Annotated in this window: 14 protein-coding genes, 1 tRNA gene and 1 pseudogene; 6 read left to right on the plus strand and 10 right to left on the minus strand. The window is 71.2% G+C overall.

The genetic code is table 11. The features are described 5' to 3' along the window. The first annotated feature begins 1 nt into the window (after position 1). Both ABEB00_RS28385 and ABEB00_RS28390 read left to right on the plus strand, forming a co-directional pair. The gene (locus ABEB00_RS28385) at positions 2-916 is read left to right on the plus strand and encodes an ABC transporter ATP-binding protein (RefSeq protein ID WP_345623285.1); all 915 of its coding nucleotides are present in this window, start codon (positions 2-4) and stop codon (positions 914-916) included. Next, positions 913-1,629, plus strand: coding sequence for an ABC transporter ATP-binding protein (locus ABEB00_RS28390; protein ID WP_345623286.1), 717 nt, complete (start codon positions 913-915; stop codon positions 1,627-1,629). The genes ABEB00_RS28385 and ABEB00_RS28390 overlap by 4 nt, the downstream gene beginning before the upstream one ends. Positions 1,630-1,704: 75 nt before the next feature. On the opposite strand, the gene ABEB00_RS28395 is transcribed toward ABEB00_RS28390, so the two are convergent. Continuing rightward, on the minus strand, positions 1,705-2,361 hold the full coding sequence (locus ABEB00_RS28395; protein ID WP_345623287.1) for an ANTAR domain-containing response regulator: 657 nt from the start codon (positions 2,359-2,361) through the stop codon (positions 1,705-1,707). Positions 2,362-2,456: 95 nt separating this feature from the next. Here ABEB00_RS28395 and ABEB00_RS28400 point away from each other — a divergent pair. Both ABEB00_RS28400 and ABEB00_RS28405 read left to right on the plus strand, forming a co-directional pair. Beyond that, positions 2,457-2,539: transfer RNA gene (locus ABEB00_RS28400), tRNA-Leu, on the plus strand. 165 nt (positions 2,540-2,704) lie between these two features. Next, positions 2,705-3,400: a helix-turn-helix domain-containing protein gene (locus tag ABEB00_RS28405; RefSeq protein WP_345623289.1), complete on the plus strand. Its 696-nt coding sequence runs from the start codon at positions 2,705-2,707 to the stop codon at positions 3,398-3,400. Between the two features lie 17 nt (positions 3,401-3,417). Here ABEB00_RS28405 and ABEB00_RS28410 read toward each other — a convergent pair whose 3' ends face one another. The 3 genes from ABEB00_RS28410 to ABEB00_RS28420 all read right to left on the minus strand — a co-directional run bounded on the left by ABEB00_RS28410 (position 3,418) and on the right by ABEB00_RS28420 (position 7,631). Next, complete coding sequence (locus ABEB00_RS28410; protein WP_425586583.1) at positions 3,418-5,106, minus strand: DUF7910 domain-containing protein; 1,689 nt, start codon at positions 5,104-5,106, stop codon at positions 3,418-3,420. Positions 5,107-5,302: 196 nt separating this feature from the next. Next, positions 5,303-6,727 (minus strand): pyruvate kinase, encoded by a 1,425-nt coding sequence (gene pyk / locus ABEB00_RS28415; RefSeq protein ID WP_345623290.1) that lies wholly within the window; start codon positions 6,725-6,727, stop codon positions 5,303-5,305. A gap of 142 nt (positions 6,728-6,869) precedes the next feature. Continuing rightward, a complete protein-coding gene (locus ABEB00_RS28420) occupies positions 6,870-7,631 on the minus strand; it encodes an SIMPL domain-containing protein (RefSeq protein WP_345623292.1) in 762 nt (253 codons plus the stop codon). 153 nt (positions 7,632-7,784) lie between these two features. On the opposite strand from ABEB00_RS28420, the gene ABEB00_RS28425 reads away from it, so the two are divergent. Beyond that, entirely contained in the window at positions 7,785-9,599 is a 1,815-nt protein-coding gene (locus tag ABEB00_RS28425; RefSeq protein ID WP_345623293.1) for a bifunctional metallophosphatase/5'-nucleotidase, read from the plus strand. A 33-nt stretch (positions 9,600-9,632) separates the two neighbouring features. On the opposite strand, the gene ABEB00_RS28430 is transcribed toward ABEB00_RS28425, so the two are convergent. From ABEB00_RS28430 to ABEB00_RS28450, 5 genes and pseudogenes are all read right to left on the minus strand, one after another. After that, positions 9,633-11,054: a lysine N(6)-hydroxylase/L-ornithine N(5)-oxygenase family protein gene (locus ABEB00_RS28430; RefSeq protein WP_345623294.1), complete on the minus strand. Its 1,422-nt coding sequence runs from the start codon at positions 11,052-11,054 to the stop codon at positions 9,633-9,635. Positions 11,055-11,194: 140 nt separating this feature from the next. Beyond that, positions 11,195-11,795, minus strand: a pseudogene (locus tag ABEB00_RS28435) (aspartate aminotransferase family protein); the annotation flags it as partial. A 407-nt stretch (positions 11,796-12,202) separates the two neighbouring features. Beyond that, positions 12,203-14,722 carry an aminopeptidase N gene (gene pepN, locus ABEB00_RS28440; RefSeq protein WP_345623295.1) on the minus strand — a complete coding sequence of 840 codons (2,520 nt, stop codon included), beginning with the start codon at positions 14,720-14,722 and terminating at the stop codon, positions 12,203-12,205. A 47-nt stretch (positions 14,723-14,769) separates the two neighbouring features. Further along, positions 14,770-15,321: a response regulator gene (locus ABEB00_RS28445; protein WP_345623296.1), complete on the minus strand. Its 552-nt coding sequence runs from the start codon at positions 15,319-15,321 to the stop codon at positions 14,770-14,772. A 217-nt stretch (positions 15,322-15,538) separates the two neighbouring features. Further along, positions 15,539-15,925: a chorismate mutase gene (locus ABEB00_RS28450; protein ID WP_345623297.1), complete on the minus strand. Its 387-nt coding sequence runs from the start codon at positions 15,923-15,925 to the stop codon at positions 15,539-15,541. A gap of 110 nt (positions 15,926-16,035) precedes the next feature. On the opposite strand from ABEB00_RS28450, the gene ABEB00_RS28455 reads away from it, so the two are divergent. After that, positions 16,036-16,935, plus strand: coding sequence for a hypothetical protein (locus tag ABEB00_RS28455; RefSeq protein WP_345623298.1), 900 nt, complete (start codon positions 16,036-16,038; stop codon positions 16,933-16,935). A 19-nt stretch (positions 16,936-16,954) separates the two neighbouring features. Here the strand turns inward: ABEB00_RS28455 and ABEB00_RS28460 are convergent, their stop codons facing one another. Continuing rightward, positions 16,955-17,677: a vWA domain-containing protein gene (locus tag ABEB00_RS28460; RefSeq protein ID WP_345623299.1), complete on the minus strand. Its 723-nt coding sequence runs from the start codon at positions 17,675-17,677 to the stop codon at positions 16,955-16,957. Between the last annotated feature and the right edge of the window lie 151 nt (positions 17,678-17,828).

The following is a 17,828-nucleotide window of genomic DNA, read 5'->3' on the forward strand; positions in this document are numbered from 1 at the left end:
CATGACCACCGACACCACCACCACGGACACCTTCCCGGGCACCCCCACCCCCGGCCGGACCGTCCTCGACGCCCGCGGCGTCACCATGCGCTTCGGCGGACTCACCGCCGTCAGCGGCGTCGACCTCACCGTCCGCAGCGGCGAGATCGTCGGACTCATCGGCCCCAACGGCGCCGGCAAGACCACCTTCTTCAACTGCCTCACCGGCCTCTACACCCCCACCGAGGGCGAAGTCCGCTACAAGGACAAGCTGCTGCCGCCGCAGTCCTTCAAAGTCACCGCCGCCGGCGTCGCCCGCACCTTCCAGAACATCCGGCTCTTCGCCAACATGACCGTCCTGGAGAACGTCCTCGTCGGCCGCCACACCCGCACCAAGGAAGGCTTCTGGTCAGCCGTCCTGCGCGGCCCCGGCTTCCACCGAGCCGAAGCCACCTCCCGGGCCCGCGCCACCGAACTCCTCCAGTTCGTCGGACTCTCCGAGAAGGCCGACCACCTCGCCCGCAACCTCCCCTACGGCGAACAACGCAAACTGGAGATCGCCCGCGCGCTCGCCAGCGAACCGGGCCTGCTGCTCCTCGACGAACCGACCGCCGGCATGAACCCGCAGGAGACCCGCGCCACCGAGGAACTCGTCTTCGCCATCCGGGACCAGGGCATCGCCGTCCTCGTCATCGAGCACGACATGCGGTTCATCTTCAACCTGTGCGACCGCGTCGCCGTCCTGGTCCAGGGCAAGAAACTCATCGAGGGCGACAGCGCCACCGTCCAGGGCGACGAACGAGTCATCGCCGCCTACCTCGGCGAACCCCTGGAGAACGACCCCGGCGCGGCCGAAGCCGCCGAGGTGGAAGCCGCCCAGGCCCAGGCCGCCGGCCACCCGAAGGACACCGCAGCCGGCAAGGAGACCGACCGATGACCGCCCTGCTAGAGGTCGAGGACCTCCGCGTCGCCTACGGCAAGATCGAAGCCGTCAAGGGCATCTCCTTCAGCGTCGACGCCGGCGAGGTCGTCACCCTCATCGGCACCAACGGCGCCGGCAAGACCACCACCCTGCGCACCCTGTCCGGCCTGCTCAAACCGGTCGGCGGCCAGATCAGGTTCAACGGCAGGTCGCTCAAGAAGGTCCCCGCCCACGAGATCGTCTCCCTCGGCCTCGCCCACTCCCCCGAGGGCCGGCACATCTTTCCCCGCATGACCATCGAGGACAACCTCCGCCTCGGCGCCTTCCTCCGCAACGACAGAGCCGGCATCGAGAAGGACATCCAGCGCGCCTACGACCTCTTCGCCATCCTCGGCGAACGCCGCAAGCAGGCCGCGGGCACCCTCTCCGGCGGCGAACAGCAGATGCTCGCCATGGGACGCGCCCTGATGTCCCAGCCCAAGCTCCTCATGCTCGACGAACCCTCCATGGGCCTCTCCCCGATCATGATGCAGAAGATCATGGCGACCATCGCCGAGCTGAAGTCCCAGGGCACCACCATCCTGCTCGTCGAGCAGAACGCCCAGGCCGCGCTCTCCCTGGCCGACCAGGGACACGTCATGGAGGTCGGCTCCATCGTCCTGTCCGGCTCCGGCCAGGACCTCCTGCACGACGAGTCCGTCCGCAAGGCCTACCTCGGCGAGGACTGACCGACCGCAGGACGGCACCCGGCATGGCGTGAGGCCCGCACCCCGATCGGGGTGCGGGCCTCACGCCATGCCCGCTCAGCCCTTCGCCGACTTCTTCTCGTCCGCGTCCTGGATGACCGCCTGCGCCACCTGCTGCATCGACATCCGCCGGTCCATCGACGTCTTCTGGATCCACCGGAAGGCGGCCGGCTCACTCAGCCCGTACTCCGTCTGCAGCACCGACTTCGCCCGGTCGACCAGCTTGCGCGTCTCCAGCCGCTGGGAGAGGTCCGCGACCTCCTCCTCCAGCTCCCTCAGCTCCGTGAACCGCGAGACGGCCATCTCGATCGCCGGAACGACATCGCTCTTGCTGAACGGCTTCACCAGGTACGCCATCGCACCCGCGTCCCGGGCCCGCTCCACGAGGTCGCGCTGCGAGAACGCGGTCAGCATGAGGACCGGGGCGATCCGCTCCTCGGCGATCTTCTCGGCCGCCGAGATGCCGTCGAGCTTCGGCATTTTCACGTCCAGGATCACCAGGTCCGGCCGGTGCTCCCGCGCCAGTTCCACGGCCTGCTCGCCGTCACCGGCCTCACCGACGACGGAGTACCCCTCCTCCTCCAGCATCTCCTTGAGATCGAGCCGGATGAGCGCCTCGTCCTCGGCGATGACGACTCGGGTCGTCAGCGGAGGCACGTGCGACTTGTCGTCTTCGGGCACGTCGGCGGGCTGGGGCGACTCGGGGGCGGTCACGTCGGGCTCCTCGTTCGGGGCAGGGGTACTGCTGACAAGAGCCTACCTAGCTGCGCCGGACTGAGGTGAACCGGTACACTCCAACGGGCTGGTCAGCCGGGTTGGCGGAATGGCAGACGCTGATGTCTCAAACACATCTGTCCGAAAGGACGTGCGGGTTCGAATCCCGCACCCGGCACCGCTGAAGCGGAGGATCACGTTCGCGTGGTCCTCCGCTTTCTGCTGCGCAAGGTCGCGTTTCCTCACGCACAGTGTCCGAATGGACCAGCACAGCCCTTCGATCCGCGCACACGCTGTCGCCCTCCTGCGTCAGGGTGTCCCCAACCGGACTGTCGCCGAGCGCATGAACGTCCCACGCGGGACTGTCGGCTGGTGGCGCAGCGAGGACCGCAGAGCACGCGGTGAGAGGTACGAGGCACCCACGGACTGCCCGCGGTGCACCGGCCGTCCCTATGACCGGCTCGCCTACGGCTACCTGCTCGGCCTGTACCTCGGCGACGGCCACATCGTCTCGAAGCCCAGGCAGCATCACCTCTCCATCTCCTGCAATGCGACGCAGACGGGTCTCGTCTCCGCGGCCGAGGACGCCATGCGCGCGGTGATGCCGCTGCCGGGCGTCAGTCGGCGCCATCGGACCGGCTGCGTGGAGGTGAAGTCGTACACGAAGCATTGGACCTGCATGTTTCCCCAGCATGGGCCGGGAAAGAAGCACGACCGTCGTATCGCCCTGGAACCCTGGCAGCAGGAGGTCGTCGACGTGCACCCCTGGGAGTTCGTCCGCGGGCTCATCCACTCCGACGGCTGTCGGGTCACCAACTGGACGACCCGTCTCGTAGGCGGGGAGCGCAAGCGCTACGAGTATCCGCGCTACTTCTTCTCCAACAAGTCGGACGACATCAGGAAGCTGTTCACGGACGCCCTCGACCGGGTCGGGGTCGGGTGGACGACGCTCGCGCGTGGCAGCGACCCCTTCAACATCTCCGTCGCCCGTAAAGCCTCCGTCGCTCTCATGGACATGTATGTGGGCCCCAAGTACTGAACCGGGGCCCGGGCGGGTCAGGCGGGGGTCAGGGTGAATTTCTCCCAGGGGCCGATGGCCGTGCGGTCGGCGATCAGGGGGGAGGCGCCGGCGGCCTCCGCGGTGACGTAGTGGCCGGTGGCGAGGGCGAGCAGGCTCACCGTGTCGTCGGCGTTGCGGACGAGCTGGAAGGTCTGGGCCCGGCCCGGTGTGCCGCTGTCGGCGATGAGCGGGTCGGCGCCGGCGGTGACGTACCGTCCGTTGGCCTGGGCGCGCAGGACGACGGAGTCGTCGCCGACCTCCACCATGTCGAACCGCTCCCAGGGGCCGACCGCCGTGCGGTTGGCGATGAGGGGTGCGGTGCCGGTGTTCTCGGCGGTCACGTAGTTGCCGTTGGCGTACGCCTTGAGGCTGGTGGCGGTGCCGGCGGTGGGGAGGGTGGGGCGGGTGGCGGTGAGGGCGATCTCGCCCTTGAGCATGCGGCCGCCGTCGCCGGTGAGGCGCAGGTAGTAGTCGGAGGAGCAGGCGGTGCCGTCCTGGTCGAGGGCGAGGAAGCCGGAGTCGGTGGGGACGGAGGCTTTGGTCTCGGCCGTCTTGGCGATCTGGTGGCCCTCGTTGTACTCGTCGAACATGGAGACGTAGATGCCCTGGGCGCCGGCCCGGACCATGTTGTAGAACTGCCGCCACATGAAGTCGCCGTCGGCGCGCTGGCCGGGGATGGAGAGGTCGCCGGGGAGGACGCAGGGCTGGTAGTCGATGCCGTGGGCGTCGCAGTCGGCCTGGTCGCCGAGGTTGACGTTCTCGTAGTAGTGGTCGGAGTCGCCGGCGTTGCCGATGGCGCCGATCATCCAGGGCGAGATCATGTCGAAGGCGTGGTAGGTGTCGGTGAAGCCGGTGCGGGTGCCCTGGCCGCCGGTGCGCCATTCCTTGGGGATGCCGCCGATGACGTAGCAGCCCTGGGACTGGAACCAGGTGATGACGTCGGTGCAGGCGGCGGCGGTGAAGGGGTGGTTGTCGTCGTTGAAGCCGAAGCCCCAGATCGCGACGACGGGTCTGCCGTTCTGCCGGGCGTAGGCGGGGCTGGCGGTGTGCGCCCGCATCTTCTGGGTCCAGTCCGTTTTGATCTCGGACTGCATGGAGGTCCAGCCGCCGACGTCGTACATGACGTAGAACTTCACGTCGTGTGCTTCGGCGGCGGTGCGTACCTTCTGGGCCATGGCGTCGCGGGTGGGGCCTTCGCCTCCGGTGGGGTTGAAGCGCTGGAGGGCGGCGGTGTCGATGCCGTACTGGGACATCCAGGCGAAGTGGGTGTCGACGGTCTGCTGGTCGTGGGAGGAGAAGAGGGTGGCGGGCCGGCCGTCACCGAGGGCGGCGTAGCCGGTGCTGTAGGTGTGTGTGTATTCCCGCATGTCGGGCCAGCACTTGATGTTGGTGTTGGTGGCGGAGGGGGTTTTGCTCCAGTCCTGGGACCAGTGCCACCAGCCGTCGATGGGGGCGCTGTCGCCCTTGGCGGCGAACCAGCCCTGGTAGCCGGTGGATATCTTGCCGACGACGTCGCCGGTGGCTGCGGCGGTGGGGGTGGGGGTGTCGTTGGTGGTGGTGTCGCCGGTCGGGGTGGCGGCCCGGGCGATGCCGAGGGCTCCGACGGCGGCGGCTGTGGTGCCTGCGGCGGCGGTGCCCAGGAGGCGGCGCCGGGTCCAGGTTTTCCTGCGGTGGGACTCTGGCACGTGGTGCTCCGTAGCGCGTGCCCCGCGTCGGTGGGAGGAGTGCGGGGCTTCAGTGGTGGGGGTGGCGGTGCGCGGGGCGGGTGCGCGGGTGGGTGCGGTGCCCGTCTCGTCTCGCCGTGGCTGCCCGTGATCCAACCGTTCGGTGGGTGGTCGGTCAAGGCGCTTTCACCACTGGCCATGGGGTGTGCGCGGAAGGTCAGTCTTCGCCGATGTGGTGGACGCGGACGAGGTTGGTCGTGCCGGAGACGCCGGGTGGGGAGCCGGCCGTGATGATCACGACGTCGCCTTTGCGGCAGCGGCCGTGTGCGAGGAGGAGTTCGTCGACCTGGGCGACCATCGCGTCGGTGGAGTCGACGTGGGGGCCGAGGAAGGTTTCGACGCCCCAGGTGAGGTTGAGCTGGGAGCGGGTGGCGGGTTCGGGGGTGAAGGCGAGGAGGGGGATGGGTGAGCGGGAGCGGGCGAGGCGGCGGGCGGTGTCGCCGGACTGGGTGAAGGCGACGAGGAACGCGGCGCCGAGGAAGTCGCCGATGTCGGCGGCGGCGCGGGCGACGGCGCCGCCGTGGGTGCGGGGTTTGTCGCGGTCGTCGAGGACGGGGAGGCCCTTGGCGAGGAGGTCTTCTTCGGCCGCTTCGATGATGCGGGCCATGGTGCGGGTGGTTTCGACGGGGTGTTTGCCGATGCTGGTCTCGCCGGAGAGCATGACGGCGTCGGTGCCGTCGATGACGGCGTTGGCGACGTCGGAGGCTTCCGCGCGGGTGGGCCGGGAGTTGTCGATCATGGAGTCGAGCATCTGGGTGGCGACGATGACGGGTTTGGCGTTGCGCCGGGCCAGTTTGATGGCGCGTTTCTGCACGATGGGTACGTGTTCGAGGGGCATTTCCACGCCGAGGTCGCCGCGGGCGATCATGATGCCGTCGAAGGCGGCGACGATGTCGTCGATGTGCTCCACGGCCTGTGGTTTCTCGATTTTGGCGAGGACCGGCAGGCGGCGGTGTTCGTCGTCCATGATGCGGTGGACGTCCTGGATGTCGCGTCCGCCGCGGACGAAGGAGAGGGCGATGATGTCGAAGCCGGTGCGCAGGGCCCAGCGCAGGTCGTCCTCGTCCTTTTTGGAGAGGGCGGGTACGGAGACGGTGACGCCGGGGAGGTTGAGGCCTTTGTGGTCGGAGACCATGCCGCCTTCGAGGACGCGGGTGTGGACGCGGGGTCCGTCGATGCGGGTGACCTGCAGGCAGACCTTGCCGTCGTCGACGAGGACGAGTTCGCCGGGTGTGAGGTCGGTGGCGAGGCCGGCGTAGGTGGTGCCGCACCGGGTGCGGTCGCCTTCGGTGCCTTCTTCGACGCTGAGGGTGAAGGTGTCGTCGCGTTCGAGGAGTACGGGGCCTTCGGTGAAGGTGCCGAGGCGGATCTTCGGGCCCTGGAGGTCGGCGAGGACGCCGACGCTGCGGCCGGTCTCGTCGGACGCCTTGCGCACGCGCTGGTACCGCTCCTCGTGTTCGGCGTGGGTGCCGTGGCTGAGGTTGAGGCGGGCGATGTCCATTCCGGCGTCGACCAGTGCTTTGATCTGGTCGTACGAGTCGGTGGCGGGTCCCAGGGTGCAGACGATTTTGGCTCGGCGCATGGTACGAGCCTATGACTTACCGGCGGGTAGAGAATTGGCCGCGCATGGCGGCTCAACAACCTTTCGGTGAAGCGCTCTTGACAGGTGTCGCGGTGTGGGTGTTGGCCGCTTCGGTGTTCGAGTGTTCGGCTGGGTGCTCGGCTCACAGAGTGGGCGGGATCATGGTGAAGCGGGCGTCGACCGCCGCGTGCACGTGTTGCCGCTGGGGTTCGAGGTCGAGCGGGGCGGTGCTCTCTTCGGCCGGTGTGGTGAGCGCGGCCTTGCGCATCCTGCCGAGGGCGAATTCCGGGGCCCGTGGGGTGTCGGCCCCGATGTCGGCGAGTTCGACCAGGGCGGCGAGGGAGGTGCCGAGTGCTTCCGCGTACTCCCTGGCGCGTTGTACCGCCTCGTGCACTGCCTGGCGGCGGGCGCGGCGGTGGGCGGGTGAGTCGGGGCGCAGGTCCCACCAGGGGCCGTCGACGTGGGTGAGGTCGAGGTCGGCGAGGCGGGTGGCGAGTTCGCCGAGGGCGGTGAAGTCGGTGAGGGTGGCGGTGTGGCGGACGGTGCCGTGGTAGGTGCGGACGCGTTCGCCGCGGCCGTGGCGGGTGAGTTCGGGGGTGAGGGAGAAGGCGCCGGTTTCCAGGTGTTCGACGGCTTCGCCGTAGGACTTCACCAGGTCGAGGGTGCTGGTGTTGCGGCGGGTGAGGTCGTCCAGGGCGGTGCGGCGGTCGCGGCCGCGGGCGCCGACGGTGATACCGAGGCGGGCGATCTCGGGTTCGACCTCCAGGTGGGCTTCGCCGCGGACGGCGAGGCGGGGGGCGGCGGGGGTGCCGTAGGGGGTGGCGGGGGTGCCTTGGGGGGTGGCGGGGGTGCCTTGGGGGGTGGCGGGGTGCGCGGCCGGTCCGGTTCCGGGCGGTGTGGTCATGCGGCCCACTGTGTCACCGGTTCGGCGCCCCCGGTCTTCGCCGGTCATCGGATCGCAACCTGCGGGGGCTGTTGCCGGTTGCCGGCAGCGGCCACAATCTACGCGCGTCGCTGAATGCGCTGACGCGTCCGTGGACGACAAGGAGATCGAGCCATGCCGTTGAACCGCCGGAAGTTCTTGAGCAGGTCCGCCGTGACGGGGGCGGGGGTGGCGCTGGCCGGTGCGGCGGCACCCGGGGTGGCCGAGGCGTCGTCCGCGCGCCACGGGCACGGGCACGGCGCGAAGCCGAAGCGGTACGCGCTGACGGTGATGGGGACGACCGATCTGCACGGGCACGTCTTCAACTGGGACTACTTCAAGGACGCGGAGTACTCGGACAGCGCGGGCAACGCGATGGGGCTGGCCCGGATCTCGACCCTGGTGGACCAGGTGCGCAAGGAGAAGGGCCGGGAGAACACGCTGCTGCTGGACGCCGGTGACACGATCCAGGGGACGCCGCTGACGTACTACTACGCGAAGGTGGACCCGATCACCGCCGCGGGCGGGCCGGTGCACCCGATGGCGCAGGCGATGAACGCGATCGGTTACGACGCGGTGGCGCTCGGCAACCACGAGTTCAACTACGGCATCGAGACGCTGCGCAAGTTCGAGGAGCAGTGCCGTTTTCCGCTGCTGGGCGCGAACGCGGTGGACGCGAGGACGTTGCGGCCGGCGTTCCCGCCGTACTTCATGAAGACGTTCCGGGTGCCGGGCGCCCCGCCGGTGAAGGTGGCGGTGCTGGGGCTGACCAATCCCGGGATCGCGGTCTGGGACAAGGCGTACGTGCAGGGGAAGCTGGTGTTTCCGGGGCTGGAGGAGCAGGCGGCGAAGTGGGTGCCGAAGCTGCGGTCGATGGGTGCGGACGTGGTGATCGTGTCGGCGCACTCGGGGGCTTCGGGTACGTCGTCGTACGGTGATCAGCTTCCCTATGTGGAGAACGCGGCGGCGAACGTGGCGCGGCGGGTGCCCGGGGTGGACGCGATTCTGGTGGGGCACGCGCATGTGGAGATCGCGGAGCAGCGGGTCGTCAACGAGGAGACCGGGAAGCCGGTCGTGCTGTCGGAGCCGCTGTGCTACGCGGAGCGGTTGGCCCTGTTCGACTTCGAGCTGGTGCGGGAGAAGGGGCGCTGGCAGGTCGAGTCGGTGCGGGCGTCGCTGCGTGATTCCGCGTCGGTGCGGGACGATCCGAGGATCACCAGGCTGTTGCGGGACGAGCACGCGCTGGTGGTGGCGTACGTCAATCAGGTGGTCGGTACGGCGACCGAGACGTTGACGACGGTGGACGCCCGGTACAAGGACGCGCCGATCATCGATCTGATCACGACGGTGCAGGAGGACGTGGTCCGGGCGGCGCTGGCGGGGACGGAGTACGCGTCGCTGCCGGTGCTCGCGCAGGCGTCGCCGTTCTCGCGTACCTCGCAGATCCCGGCGGGCGAGGTGACCATCCGTGATCTGTCGGGTCTTTATGTGTACGACAACACGCTGGTGGCGAAGGTGTTGACGGGTGCGCAGGTGCGGGCGTACCTGGAGTACTCGGCGGAGTACTACGCGCAGACGGCGGTCGGTGCGGTGGTGGACGTGGAGAAGCTGACCGGTGCCGGTGGCCGTCCGGACTACAACTACGACTATGTGTCGGGGTTGACGTACGACATCGACATCGCGCGGCCGGCCGGGTCGCGGATCAGGAATCTGGCTTTCGGTGGCGCGGCGTTGGACGACGCGCAGCGGTTCGTGCTGGCGGTGAACAACTACCGGGCCAATGGCGGTGGCGCGTTCCCGTATGTGGCGTCGGCGCCGGAGGTGTGGTCGGAGTCGACGGAGATCCGGACCCGGATCGCGGAGTGGGCGACCGCGAAGGGGGTGCTGGACCCGAAGGACTTCGCTTCGGTGGACTGGCGGCTGACGCGGGACGGGACGCCGGTGTTCTGATTGCCGGTTCGGGGGGGTGGGGGTGCGGGGGTCTCAGATTCCGTCCGCGAGCGGGATGAGTGCTCCGGCCTCGCGGGCGCTCGGGATCCAGGGCCGCCGTTCGTCCAGGCCGAAGGTGGTGAAGGCGGTGCGCTCGGGCAGGGGGTAGGGCTCGTCGCCGGTGAGGGCGTTGAGGATGGTGGCGCTGCGCCAGGCGGCGAGTCCGAGGTCGGGGGTGCCGACGCCGTGGGTGTGGGTCTCGGCGTTCTGGACGTGGAGGTGGCAGCCGGCGGCGGTGACGCAGGGGTCGAGGACGAGACGGTACTCCTCGTCGATACGGGGGCGTTCGCGGTTGTCGCGGCGCAGGAACGGGTCGAGGCCGGCGAGGAGGTGGTCGAGGGGGCGTTCGCGGTAGCCGGTGGCGAGGACCACGGCGTCGGTGGTGAGGCGGGTGCGGATGTTCTGTTCGGGGTGTTCGAGGTGGAGTTCGACCTTGGTGGTGGCGACCCGGCCGGCGGTGCGGAGGTGGACGCCGGGGGTGACGACGGTGTCGGGCCAGCCGCCGTGCAGGGAGCGGCGGTACAGCTCGTCGTGGAGGGCGGCGAGGGTGTCGGGGGCGATGCCCTTGTGGAGTTGCCACTGGGCGGGGACGAGGCGGTCGCGGACGGGTTCGGGCAGGGCGTGGAAGTAGCGGGTGTAGTCGGGGGTGAAGTGTTCCAGGCCGAGCTTGGAGTACTCCATGGGGGTGAGGGAGCCGGTGCGGCCGATCCAGTGCAGGCCCTCGCGGCCGGTGGGGCGGTGGCGGAGCAGGTCGAGGAAGACCTCGGCGCCGGACTGGCCCATGCCGACGACGGTGACGTGGTCGGCGGCGAGGAGGGCGGGGCGGTGGTCGAGGTAGTCGGCGGCGTGCCAGACGGGGGCGGTGGGGGCGTCGACGAGGGGTTTGAGGAGGTCGGGTACGTGGGGTTCGGTGCCGATGCCGAGGACGAGGTTCCTGGTGTGGGCGCGGCCGAGCGCCTCGGCCTCGCCGTCGGTGGAGAGCTGGGTGTAGTCGACCTCGAACGCCTTGCGGTCGGGGTTGAAGCGGATGGCGTCGACCTGGTGGCCGAAGCGGAGGGCGGGGAGGTTTTCGGCGACCCAGCGGCAGTAGGCGTCGTATTCGGCGCGCTGGATGTGGAAGCGCTCGGCGAAGTAGAAGGGGTAGAGGCGTTCGCGTGACTTCAGGTAGTTGAGGAAGGTCCAGGGGCTGGCGGGGTCGGCGAGGGTGACCAGGTCGGCGAGGAAGGGGACCTGGAGGCGGGCGTCGTCGAGGAGCAGGCCGGGGTGCCAGTGGAAGGCGGGTGCGCGGTCGTAGAAGACGGTGTCGAGGCCGCTGAGGGGGTGGGCGAGGGCGGCCAGTGAGAGGTTGAACGGGCCGATGCCGATGCCGACGAGGTCGCGGACCGGCTCGGGTTCGGGGTGGGGGGTGCTGGTCATCGGGGGGTGTGTCCTTCCACGAGGCGCAGGAGTGCGGCCAGGTCGGTGGGGTGGGTGTGCGGGTTGAGCAGGGTGGCCTTGAGCCAGAGCCGGCCGCCGGCGCGGGTGCGGCCGAGGACGGCGGTGCCGGTGGTCAGGAGGGTGCGGCGGATGGCGGCGACGAGGTGCGGGCCGGGGTGGCGGTCCAGGGCTTCGTCGAGGGCGGCGGGGTCGAGGATGCCGTCGGGGGTGGGCACGGTGACGGGGTCGGGCAGGCCGAGGAGCCAGGCGGCGCGGGGCAGCGAGTGGTGGGCGTTGGCGCCGTGCACGAGGCGGACCGGGCCGAGATGGCGGAGGGTTTCGCGGGCGAGCAGGACGGCCAGGTGGTTGGACTCGGTGGCGCCGGTGGTGACGAGGGCGTCGGTGTGACCGGCGCGCCGGGCGAGGGCCCGGGTGACCTGGGGCGGAGGCGGCCGGGGCCTGGTCCCAGGAGTCGAGGGAGGGGTTGAGGGCGGCGGCGGCGAGGTCGGCGGCGGTGGCGACGGCGAGCGGCGGGCAGTGCAGGTGTGCGGCGCACGGCGGGTCGGCGGGGTCGGCGGAGCCCGCGGCGAGGGCGGTGACGAGGGTGCGCAGGGCGTCGGGGTCGCCGTGTTCGGGCAGGGGGCCACCGAGGGCGGTGACGGCGCCGGGTCCGCCGGCGGGGAGGGGTCCGTCGCGGCCGGCCCGGCCGGCGTCCAGCGCGTCGAGGACGGTGGCGAGCAGCGGCCGCAGGGCGGTGGTGCCGTGCGGGCCGGAGGCGAGGGGGTGCGGGCCGGGTCCGGTCGTCCGCGCGGAGGGCGGGGCGGGTGGGGCCTCGTGGGCACCCCCCGGGAATGGCGGGCTGCTCATGGGCTGTCCTCCGGGCGCGGGGAGGGGGGTTCCGGCGTGCACGCGGACAGCTTGTACGCCCTGTCGGGGGGCGCGCCCGGGAAGTCCCACGAGCAGTACCCGAAAGGGGGTACGGCCGTACGGGGGACGTGTCGGAGTCGGTGTACGGTGCGCGGCCGGCCTTGGGGGCGGGGCGCCCGGGGTGGGCCGCGTGGCCCGGGGCGGGTCGCCGGGGGCCGGGGCGGGTCGCCGGGGGCCGGTCCCGCCCGGGGACCGGCCCGCACCCGGGGCGTACGCCGGGGTCAGTCCGTGTGGGCCTCGCGGACGCGCAGTGCGCGGGCGAGGTCGTCGAGTTCGTCGACGAGCCTGCGGCGGAGCGCGGGGACCGGGTCGGCGTCGCGCAGGCACTCCTCGCCGAGGCGGAGGGTGTCGGCGTCCACGGCGTGGGCGGGGAAGGCGTGGCGGCCGGCCGCGGCGGCGATGGCGGGGCCGCGGCGGGCGGCGACGGCGACGGCCTCGGCCCAGTAGCGGGGCACGTAGTCGCTGACGAGGTCGGCCTGTTCGGGTTGCCAGAAGCCCTGGGCGGTGGCGGTGAACAGGTAGTTGGAGAGGTCGTCGGTGGCGAACATGGCCGCCCAGGCGCGGGCCTTGGCCTCGGGGTCGGGCAGGGCGGCGCGGCAGCGGGCGGCGCCCTCCTGTCCGGCGGCGCTGGGGTCGCGGGCGAGTTCGGCGGCGATCGCGCTCTCGTCGGTGGCGCCGAGCACGGCGAGGCGGGTGAGGACGCGCCAGCGCAGTTCGGGGTCGAGTTCGGGGCCGCCGGGGACGGTGCCGTCGGCGAGCCAGGCGGCGATGGTGTCGGGGTGGGCCGCGGTGGCGATGCGGTGGCGGACGGCGATCAGGCGCAGGCCGGGGTGGTCGCCGTCCTCGGTGCGGCGGATGAGGCCGCGGCACAGGGCGGTGAGGCCGGCCAGGGCGGCGGGCCGCTGCCCGGGGGTGAGGTAGCGGTCGGCGACGCGGGTCGAGGCGAAGGTGAGGACGGCCTGCACGACGGCGAGGTCGGTCTCCTTGTCGAGGTGGGCGCCGGCGGTGGCGAGGTAGTCGCCGGGGGCGAGGTCGCCGTCGCGGACCATGTCGCGCAGGGTGTTCCAGACCACCGCGCGGGTGAGGGCGTCGGGGATCTCCGAGACTCCGCGCAGGGCGGTCTCCAGGGACGCCTCGTCCAGGCGGATCTTGGCGTAGGTGAGGTCGAGGTCGTTGGGGAGGACGAGGGCGGGGCGGGTGCCGGGGCGGGCCTCGGGGGCGGTCTGCGGGAGGTCCGTCTCGTAGCGTTCGCGCAGGACCAGGGTGCGGCCGTCGCTGAGGTCGCGGTCGTAGACGCCGATGGTGGCGCGGTGGGGGCGGCTGCCGTCGCGGCGCAGGGCGAGCGTCCACTCTCCGGGGCGGGCGTCGACGGCGGCGGTGAGCGTGTCCACTCCCGTGGTGCTCAGCCAGGCGTCGGCCCAGGCGTGGACGTCGCGGTCGGTGGCGGCGGCGAGCGAGTCGATGAAGTCGGCGAGGGTGGCGTTGCCGAACCGGTGCCGGGAGAAGTGGATGTTGATGCCGGCGAGGAAGTCCTTCTCGCCGAGCCAGGCGACGAGCTGGCGCAGGGCGGAGGCGCCCTTGGCGTAGGAGATGCCGTCGAAGTTGAGGAGGGCGGAGGCGGTGTCCGGGACGTTCTCGGGGGCGACGGGGTGGGTGGAGGGGCGCTGGTCGGCGTCGTAGCCCCAGGACTTGCGGTCGACGGCGAAGTCGGTCCAGGCGCCGGTGAAGCGGGTGGCCTCGGCGCAGGTCTGGTAGCCCATGTACTCGGCGAAGGACTCGTTGAGCCAGATGTCGTCCCACCACCTGAGGGTGACGAGGTCGCCGAACCACATGTGGGCCATCTCGTGGGCGATGACCATGGCGCGGGTCTGCCGTTCGGTCTCGGTGACGGCGGAGCGGTAGACGAACTCGTCGCGGAAGGTGACGAGGCCGGGGTTCTCCATGGCGCCGGCGTTGAACTCGGGGACGAACGCCTGGTCGTAGGAGTCGAAGGGGTAGGGCTCGTCGAACTTCTCGTGGTAGCGGTCGAAGCAGGCGCGGGTGATGTCGAGGATCTCGTCGGCGTCGGTGTCCAGGTGCGGCGCGAGCGAGCGGCGGCAGTGGATGCCGAAGGGCAGGCCGCGGTGTTCGGTGCGCACCGAGTGCCAGGGGCCGGCGGCGACGGCGAGGAGGTAGGTGGAGATGAGCGGGGTGGTGGCGGCGACCCAGCGGTCGTCGTCGGTGTGTTCGGTGACGCCGTTGGCGAGGACGGTCCAGCCCTCGGGGGCGCGGACGGTGAGGTCGAAGACGGCCTTGAGGTCGGGCTGGTCGAAGGCGGCGTAGACGCGCTGCACGTCGTCGAGGAAGAGCTGGGTGTAGACGTAGGTCTCGCCGTCGGTGGGGTCGGTGAAGCGGTGCATGCCCTCGCCGGTGCGGGAGTAGGCCATGGCGGCGTCGATCCGCAGTTCGTGCTCGCCCGGGGTGAGCCGCTTCAGCGGCAGGCGGTTGTCGTCGAGGGCCTGCGGGTCGAGGGCGTGTCCGTCGAGGGTGACGCTGCGCAGTTGGGCGGGCTTGACCTCGACGAAGGTGTCCGTGGTGGTCGCGGTGTCCGTCTCGCCGCGGACGGTGAAGCGGATGGTGGTCAGGGAGTCGAAGGTCTCGTCCCCACCGGTCAGATCGAGGGCGATCGTGTAGTGGTGGACGTCGAGGAGCCGGGCACGGGTCTGCGCTTCGTCGCGCGTCAGTACGGACATGGACGCCATGCTGCCCGATGCCGCGCGGGCGACACAGCGCCGGTACGGTACGCGGTTTATGTCCGGTGTTTCTGGAGGTCGTCGTGTGCTTTGGCGGGCGCTTGCCCGGGTCGTGGCACCGGTGTGCGGGGGTCCGGGTGGGGCAGGCCGGGGCGGGCCGGGTGCTCGGTGTGCTCGCCGAGCCGGGCGCGCAGGTCGCGCAGTTCGCGTTCGAGGGCGAGGCGGCGCCGGTGGGTGTCGTAGAGGTAGCGGACCTTGGTGCGGAGGGTCCAGGGGTCCACGGGCTGGGTGACGAGGTCGGCGACGCCGAGGCGGAAGGCGGTGGCGCTGAGGCGGAGGTCGATGCCGAAGCCGGTGAGGAGGATCACCGGTATGTGCTGGGTCTGTTCGACGCGGCGCATGTAGCGGACCACGTCGAGGCCGCCGACGCCGGGCATCCGCACGTCGAGCAGGAGCAGGCCGACGTGGCCGCGCAGGACCTGTTTGAGTGCCTCGTCGGCGCTGGTGGCCCGCTGGAGCCGGTAGCCGAGCGGGGCCAGGGCGCTCTCCAGGGCGTAGAGGGTGTCCTCGTGGTCGTCGACGATGAGGATCCCGGCATCCGACGGCATGGCCCGACGTCCCTTCCCCGTGCGCCGACCCGGTGGGGTCCGAGGAGCCGGTGGCGGGGCGGCCCGCCGACGGCTCGGGGGGTGGCCGTGAAGTCGCGTCGTCCGCCCGGAGGCGGGCGCCGCGGCCACCCCTGGGGGGTGCACAGCGAGCATGCCTCGTGCACGCCCCCCTGTCACTCCCCCGGGACGACGTCGGCCGGAACAGGGCCGTGTCCGGTCAGTCGGATGCCGGGGCGGTGTCGGTGACGTTTCCGGTGCCGTCGGCACCGCCCCCGCTGTTGCCGGTGTCCTCGGCGATGCGCTCGTGGTGGCGGATGACCTCGGCGATGATGAAGTTGAGCAAGGTCTCGGCGAAGGCCGGATCCAGTTTGGCGTTCTCGGCGAGGGTCCGCAGGCGGGCGATCTGCCGGGACTCGCGGGCCGGGTCGGCGGGCGGCAGTTGGTGGCGGGCTTTGAGGTGGCCGACCTGCTGGGTGCACTTGAAGCGTTCGGCGAGCATGTGGACGACGGCGGCGTCGATGTTGTCGATGCTGTCGCGCAGCCGTGCCAGTTCCTCGACGACGTCGGGGTCGACAGCGTGGTTGCCGGTGTTGCTGGTGGTCATGACGGGTCAGCCTACGGGGCGGGGCGCGGCCGTCGCGGGCCGTCTCAGGACCCGGCATGCGGCGCCCGCCGTACAGTGGGAGGGGGTTTCGGTCGTCCTGGGGGTCGGACGTGGCGAACGACGGGCAGGTCCAGCACGGCTTTCCGCACCTGGAGACGGTGCGGGCGGCGATCACCGCGTTGTACAAGCGGCTGTCGTACGACACGGTGCGCCTCTTCTCGGCCAGTGTGGCGGCGGCCGACGTGGCGTTCGGTGACACGGACGAGCTGCATCCGGGGGCGCAGCGGGTGGCCCGCGAGATGGTGCGGCACTTCCGGCTGCCGGACGCCCGGCCGGTCGTCTCCTTCCGGGAGATGTCGCACGCGGCCCATGTCGAACTGGCGGCGGGGCCCGAGTACTTCATCGAGCTGAACGACCGTTTCCGCACCCATCGGCGGGACATCGGCGCGGCTCTGGCGCACGAGGTGACGCACGTCTATCTGCACCGGCTGGGGCTGGCCTTCCCCGGTACGCGGGACAACGAGATCCTCACCGACACGGCGACGACGTATCTGGGCGCGGGGTGGCTGCTGCTGGACGCGTACCGGGAGGACGCGGTGTCCTCGCAGAAGCTGGGGTATCTGACGCCGGAGGAGTTCGGTTACGTGCTGGCCAAGCGGGCGCTGGTGTTCGGTGAGGACCCGTCGGTGTGGTTCACCAGCGCGCAGGCGTACCCGGCGTACGTCAGGGGCCGGGAGCGGGCGCGCCAGGACCGGGAGCAGCCGCCGCTGCGGGCCGCGGGCTGGGTGGGCCGGCGGCGTTACGCGCGTGACCGGCGCCAGGCCCGGGACGGTCCGGGCGCCGGCGCCGGGACGGACGACGTGCCGTACTCCTTCGCGGCGGACGGGCGGGGCCCGTTGCGGGTCTCGTTCCCGTGTCCGACCTGCCATCAGCGCGTCCGGGTGCCGGTGCGGGGGCGGGTGCGGGCGCGGTGCGGGCTGTGCCGGACGGTGCTGGAGTGCGACACGTAGCGCCGGGCCGGCGAAGCGTTCAGGTCCGTACGATGTGCTGGGCCCGCGCGGCCACCAGCCACTTGGGGAACTCGCCCACCAGCCGGTCGTACAGCTCGGCGTCGGAGAGCGCGCGCGGGTCGTGGCCGGCGTGGAAGAACCCGGCGTTGTCGACCACCCGCTTGTCCGGTACGGCGAGTTCGTCCAGCTTGCGCAGGTAGTCGAACTGCTTGCTGTCCGGGTCGCCGAAGCCGATGAACTGCCAGAACAGCGGCAGCCGGGCGGCCTTGCACAGGTAGCGTTCGGCGGCGAGCCGGTTGACGGGGCCGCCGTCGGTCTGGAAGACGACGAGGGCGGGCGCGGTGGAGCCGCTGTCGAGGTAGTGGTCGATGACGGCGTCCATGGCCAGGTGGTAGGCGGTCCTGCCCATGTGGCCGAGGCCCGCCACGATCCGGTCGACGCGTCCGTGGTGGTCGGTGAGCGCGATGTCGGTGACGGCGTCGACGTCGGTGGAGAAGAAGACCACCGGTACGGTGCCGTCGTCGTCCAGGTGGGCGGAGAGGCCGAGCACCCGGTCGGCGAGCGCCTGCACGCTGCCGTCCTTGTAGTACGGCTTCATGGAACCGGAGTAGTCGACGACGAGGTAGACGGCGGCCCGGGTCCCGGCCAGTCCGTGCTTCTCCAGGGACACTCCGGCGCTCTTGTAGAGGCTCACCAGGGCGGGCGCGGTCTCCTCGACCTTGCTGAGACTGATCGCGGCCATGTGTGCGGCTCCCCCTCGTGCGACGGCACAGGCTGCCGAGATTACGGCACCGGCCGGCCCGGGGGCGCGGGCGGTGAAGGCGACGGCGCCCGCCCCCAGGTCCGGTCGGGGACGAGGGGCGGGCGCCGTCTGTGTTCCGTACGCCTTTGTA

It is taken from the genome of Streptomyces ziwulingensis (assembly GCF_039542605.1).
Taxonomy (GTDB): Bacteria; Actinomycetota; Actinomycetes; order Streptomycetales; family Streptomycetaceae; genus Streptomyces; species Streptomyces ziwulingensis.

Coding starts and splice junctions, on each gene's coding strand:
- ABEB00_RS28390 (WP_345623286.1), top strand. CDS start 913: ATGACCGCCCTGCTAGAGGTCGAGGACCTCCGCGTCGCCTACGGCAAG.
- ABEB00_RS28425 (WP_345623293.1), top strand. CDS start 7,785: ATGCCGTTGAACCGCCGGAAGTTCTTGAGCAGGTCCGCCGTGACGGGG.
- pepN (WP_345623295.1), bottom strand. CDS start 14,722: ATGGCGTCCATGTCCGTACTGACGCGCGACGAAGCGCAGACCCGTGCC.
- pyk (WP_345623290.1), bottom strand. CDS start 6,727: ATGCGCCGAGCCAAAATCGTCTGCACCCTGGGACCCGCCACCGACTCG.
- ABEB00_RS28385 (WP_345623285.1), top strand. CDS start 2: ATGACCACCGACACCACCACCACGGACACCTTCCCGGGCACCCCCACC.
- ABEB00_RS28450 (WP_345623297.1), bottom strand. CDS start 15,925: ATGACCACCAGCAACACCGGCAACCACGCTGTCGACCCCGACGTCGTC.
- ABEB00_RS28420 (WP_345623292.1), bottom strand. CDS start 7,631: ATGACCACACCGCCCGGAACCGGACCGGCCGCGCACCCCGCCACCCCC.
- ABEB00_RS28405 (WP_345623289.1), top strand. CDS start 2,705: ATGAACGTCCCACGCGGGACTGTCGGCTGGTGGCGCAGCGAGGACCGC.
- ABEB00_RS28430 (WP_345623294.1), bottom strand. CDS start 11,054: ATGACCAGCACCCCCCACCCCGAACCCGAGCCGGTCCGCGACCTCGTC.
- ABEB00_RS28460 (WP_345623299.1), bottom strand. CDS start 17,677: ATGGCCGCGATCAGTCTCAGCAAGGTCGAGGAGACCGCGCCCGCCCTG.
- ABEB00_RS28445 (WP_345623296.1), bottom strand. CDS start 15,321: ATGCCGTCGGATGCCGGGATCCTCATCGTCGACGACCACGAGGACACC.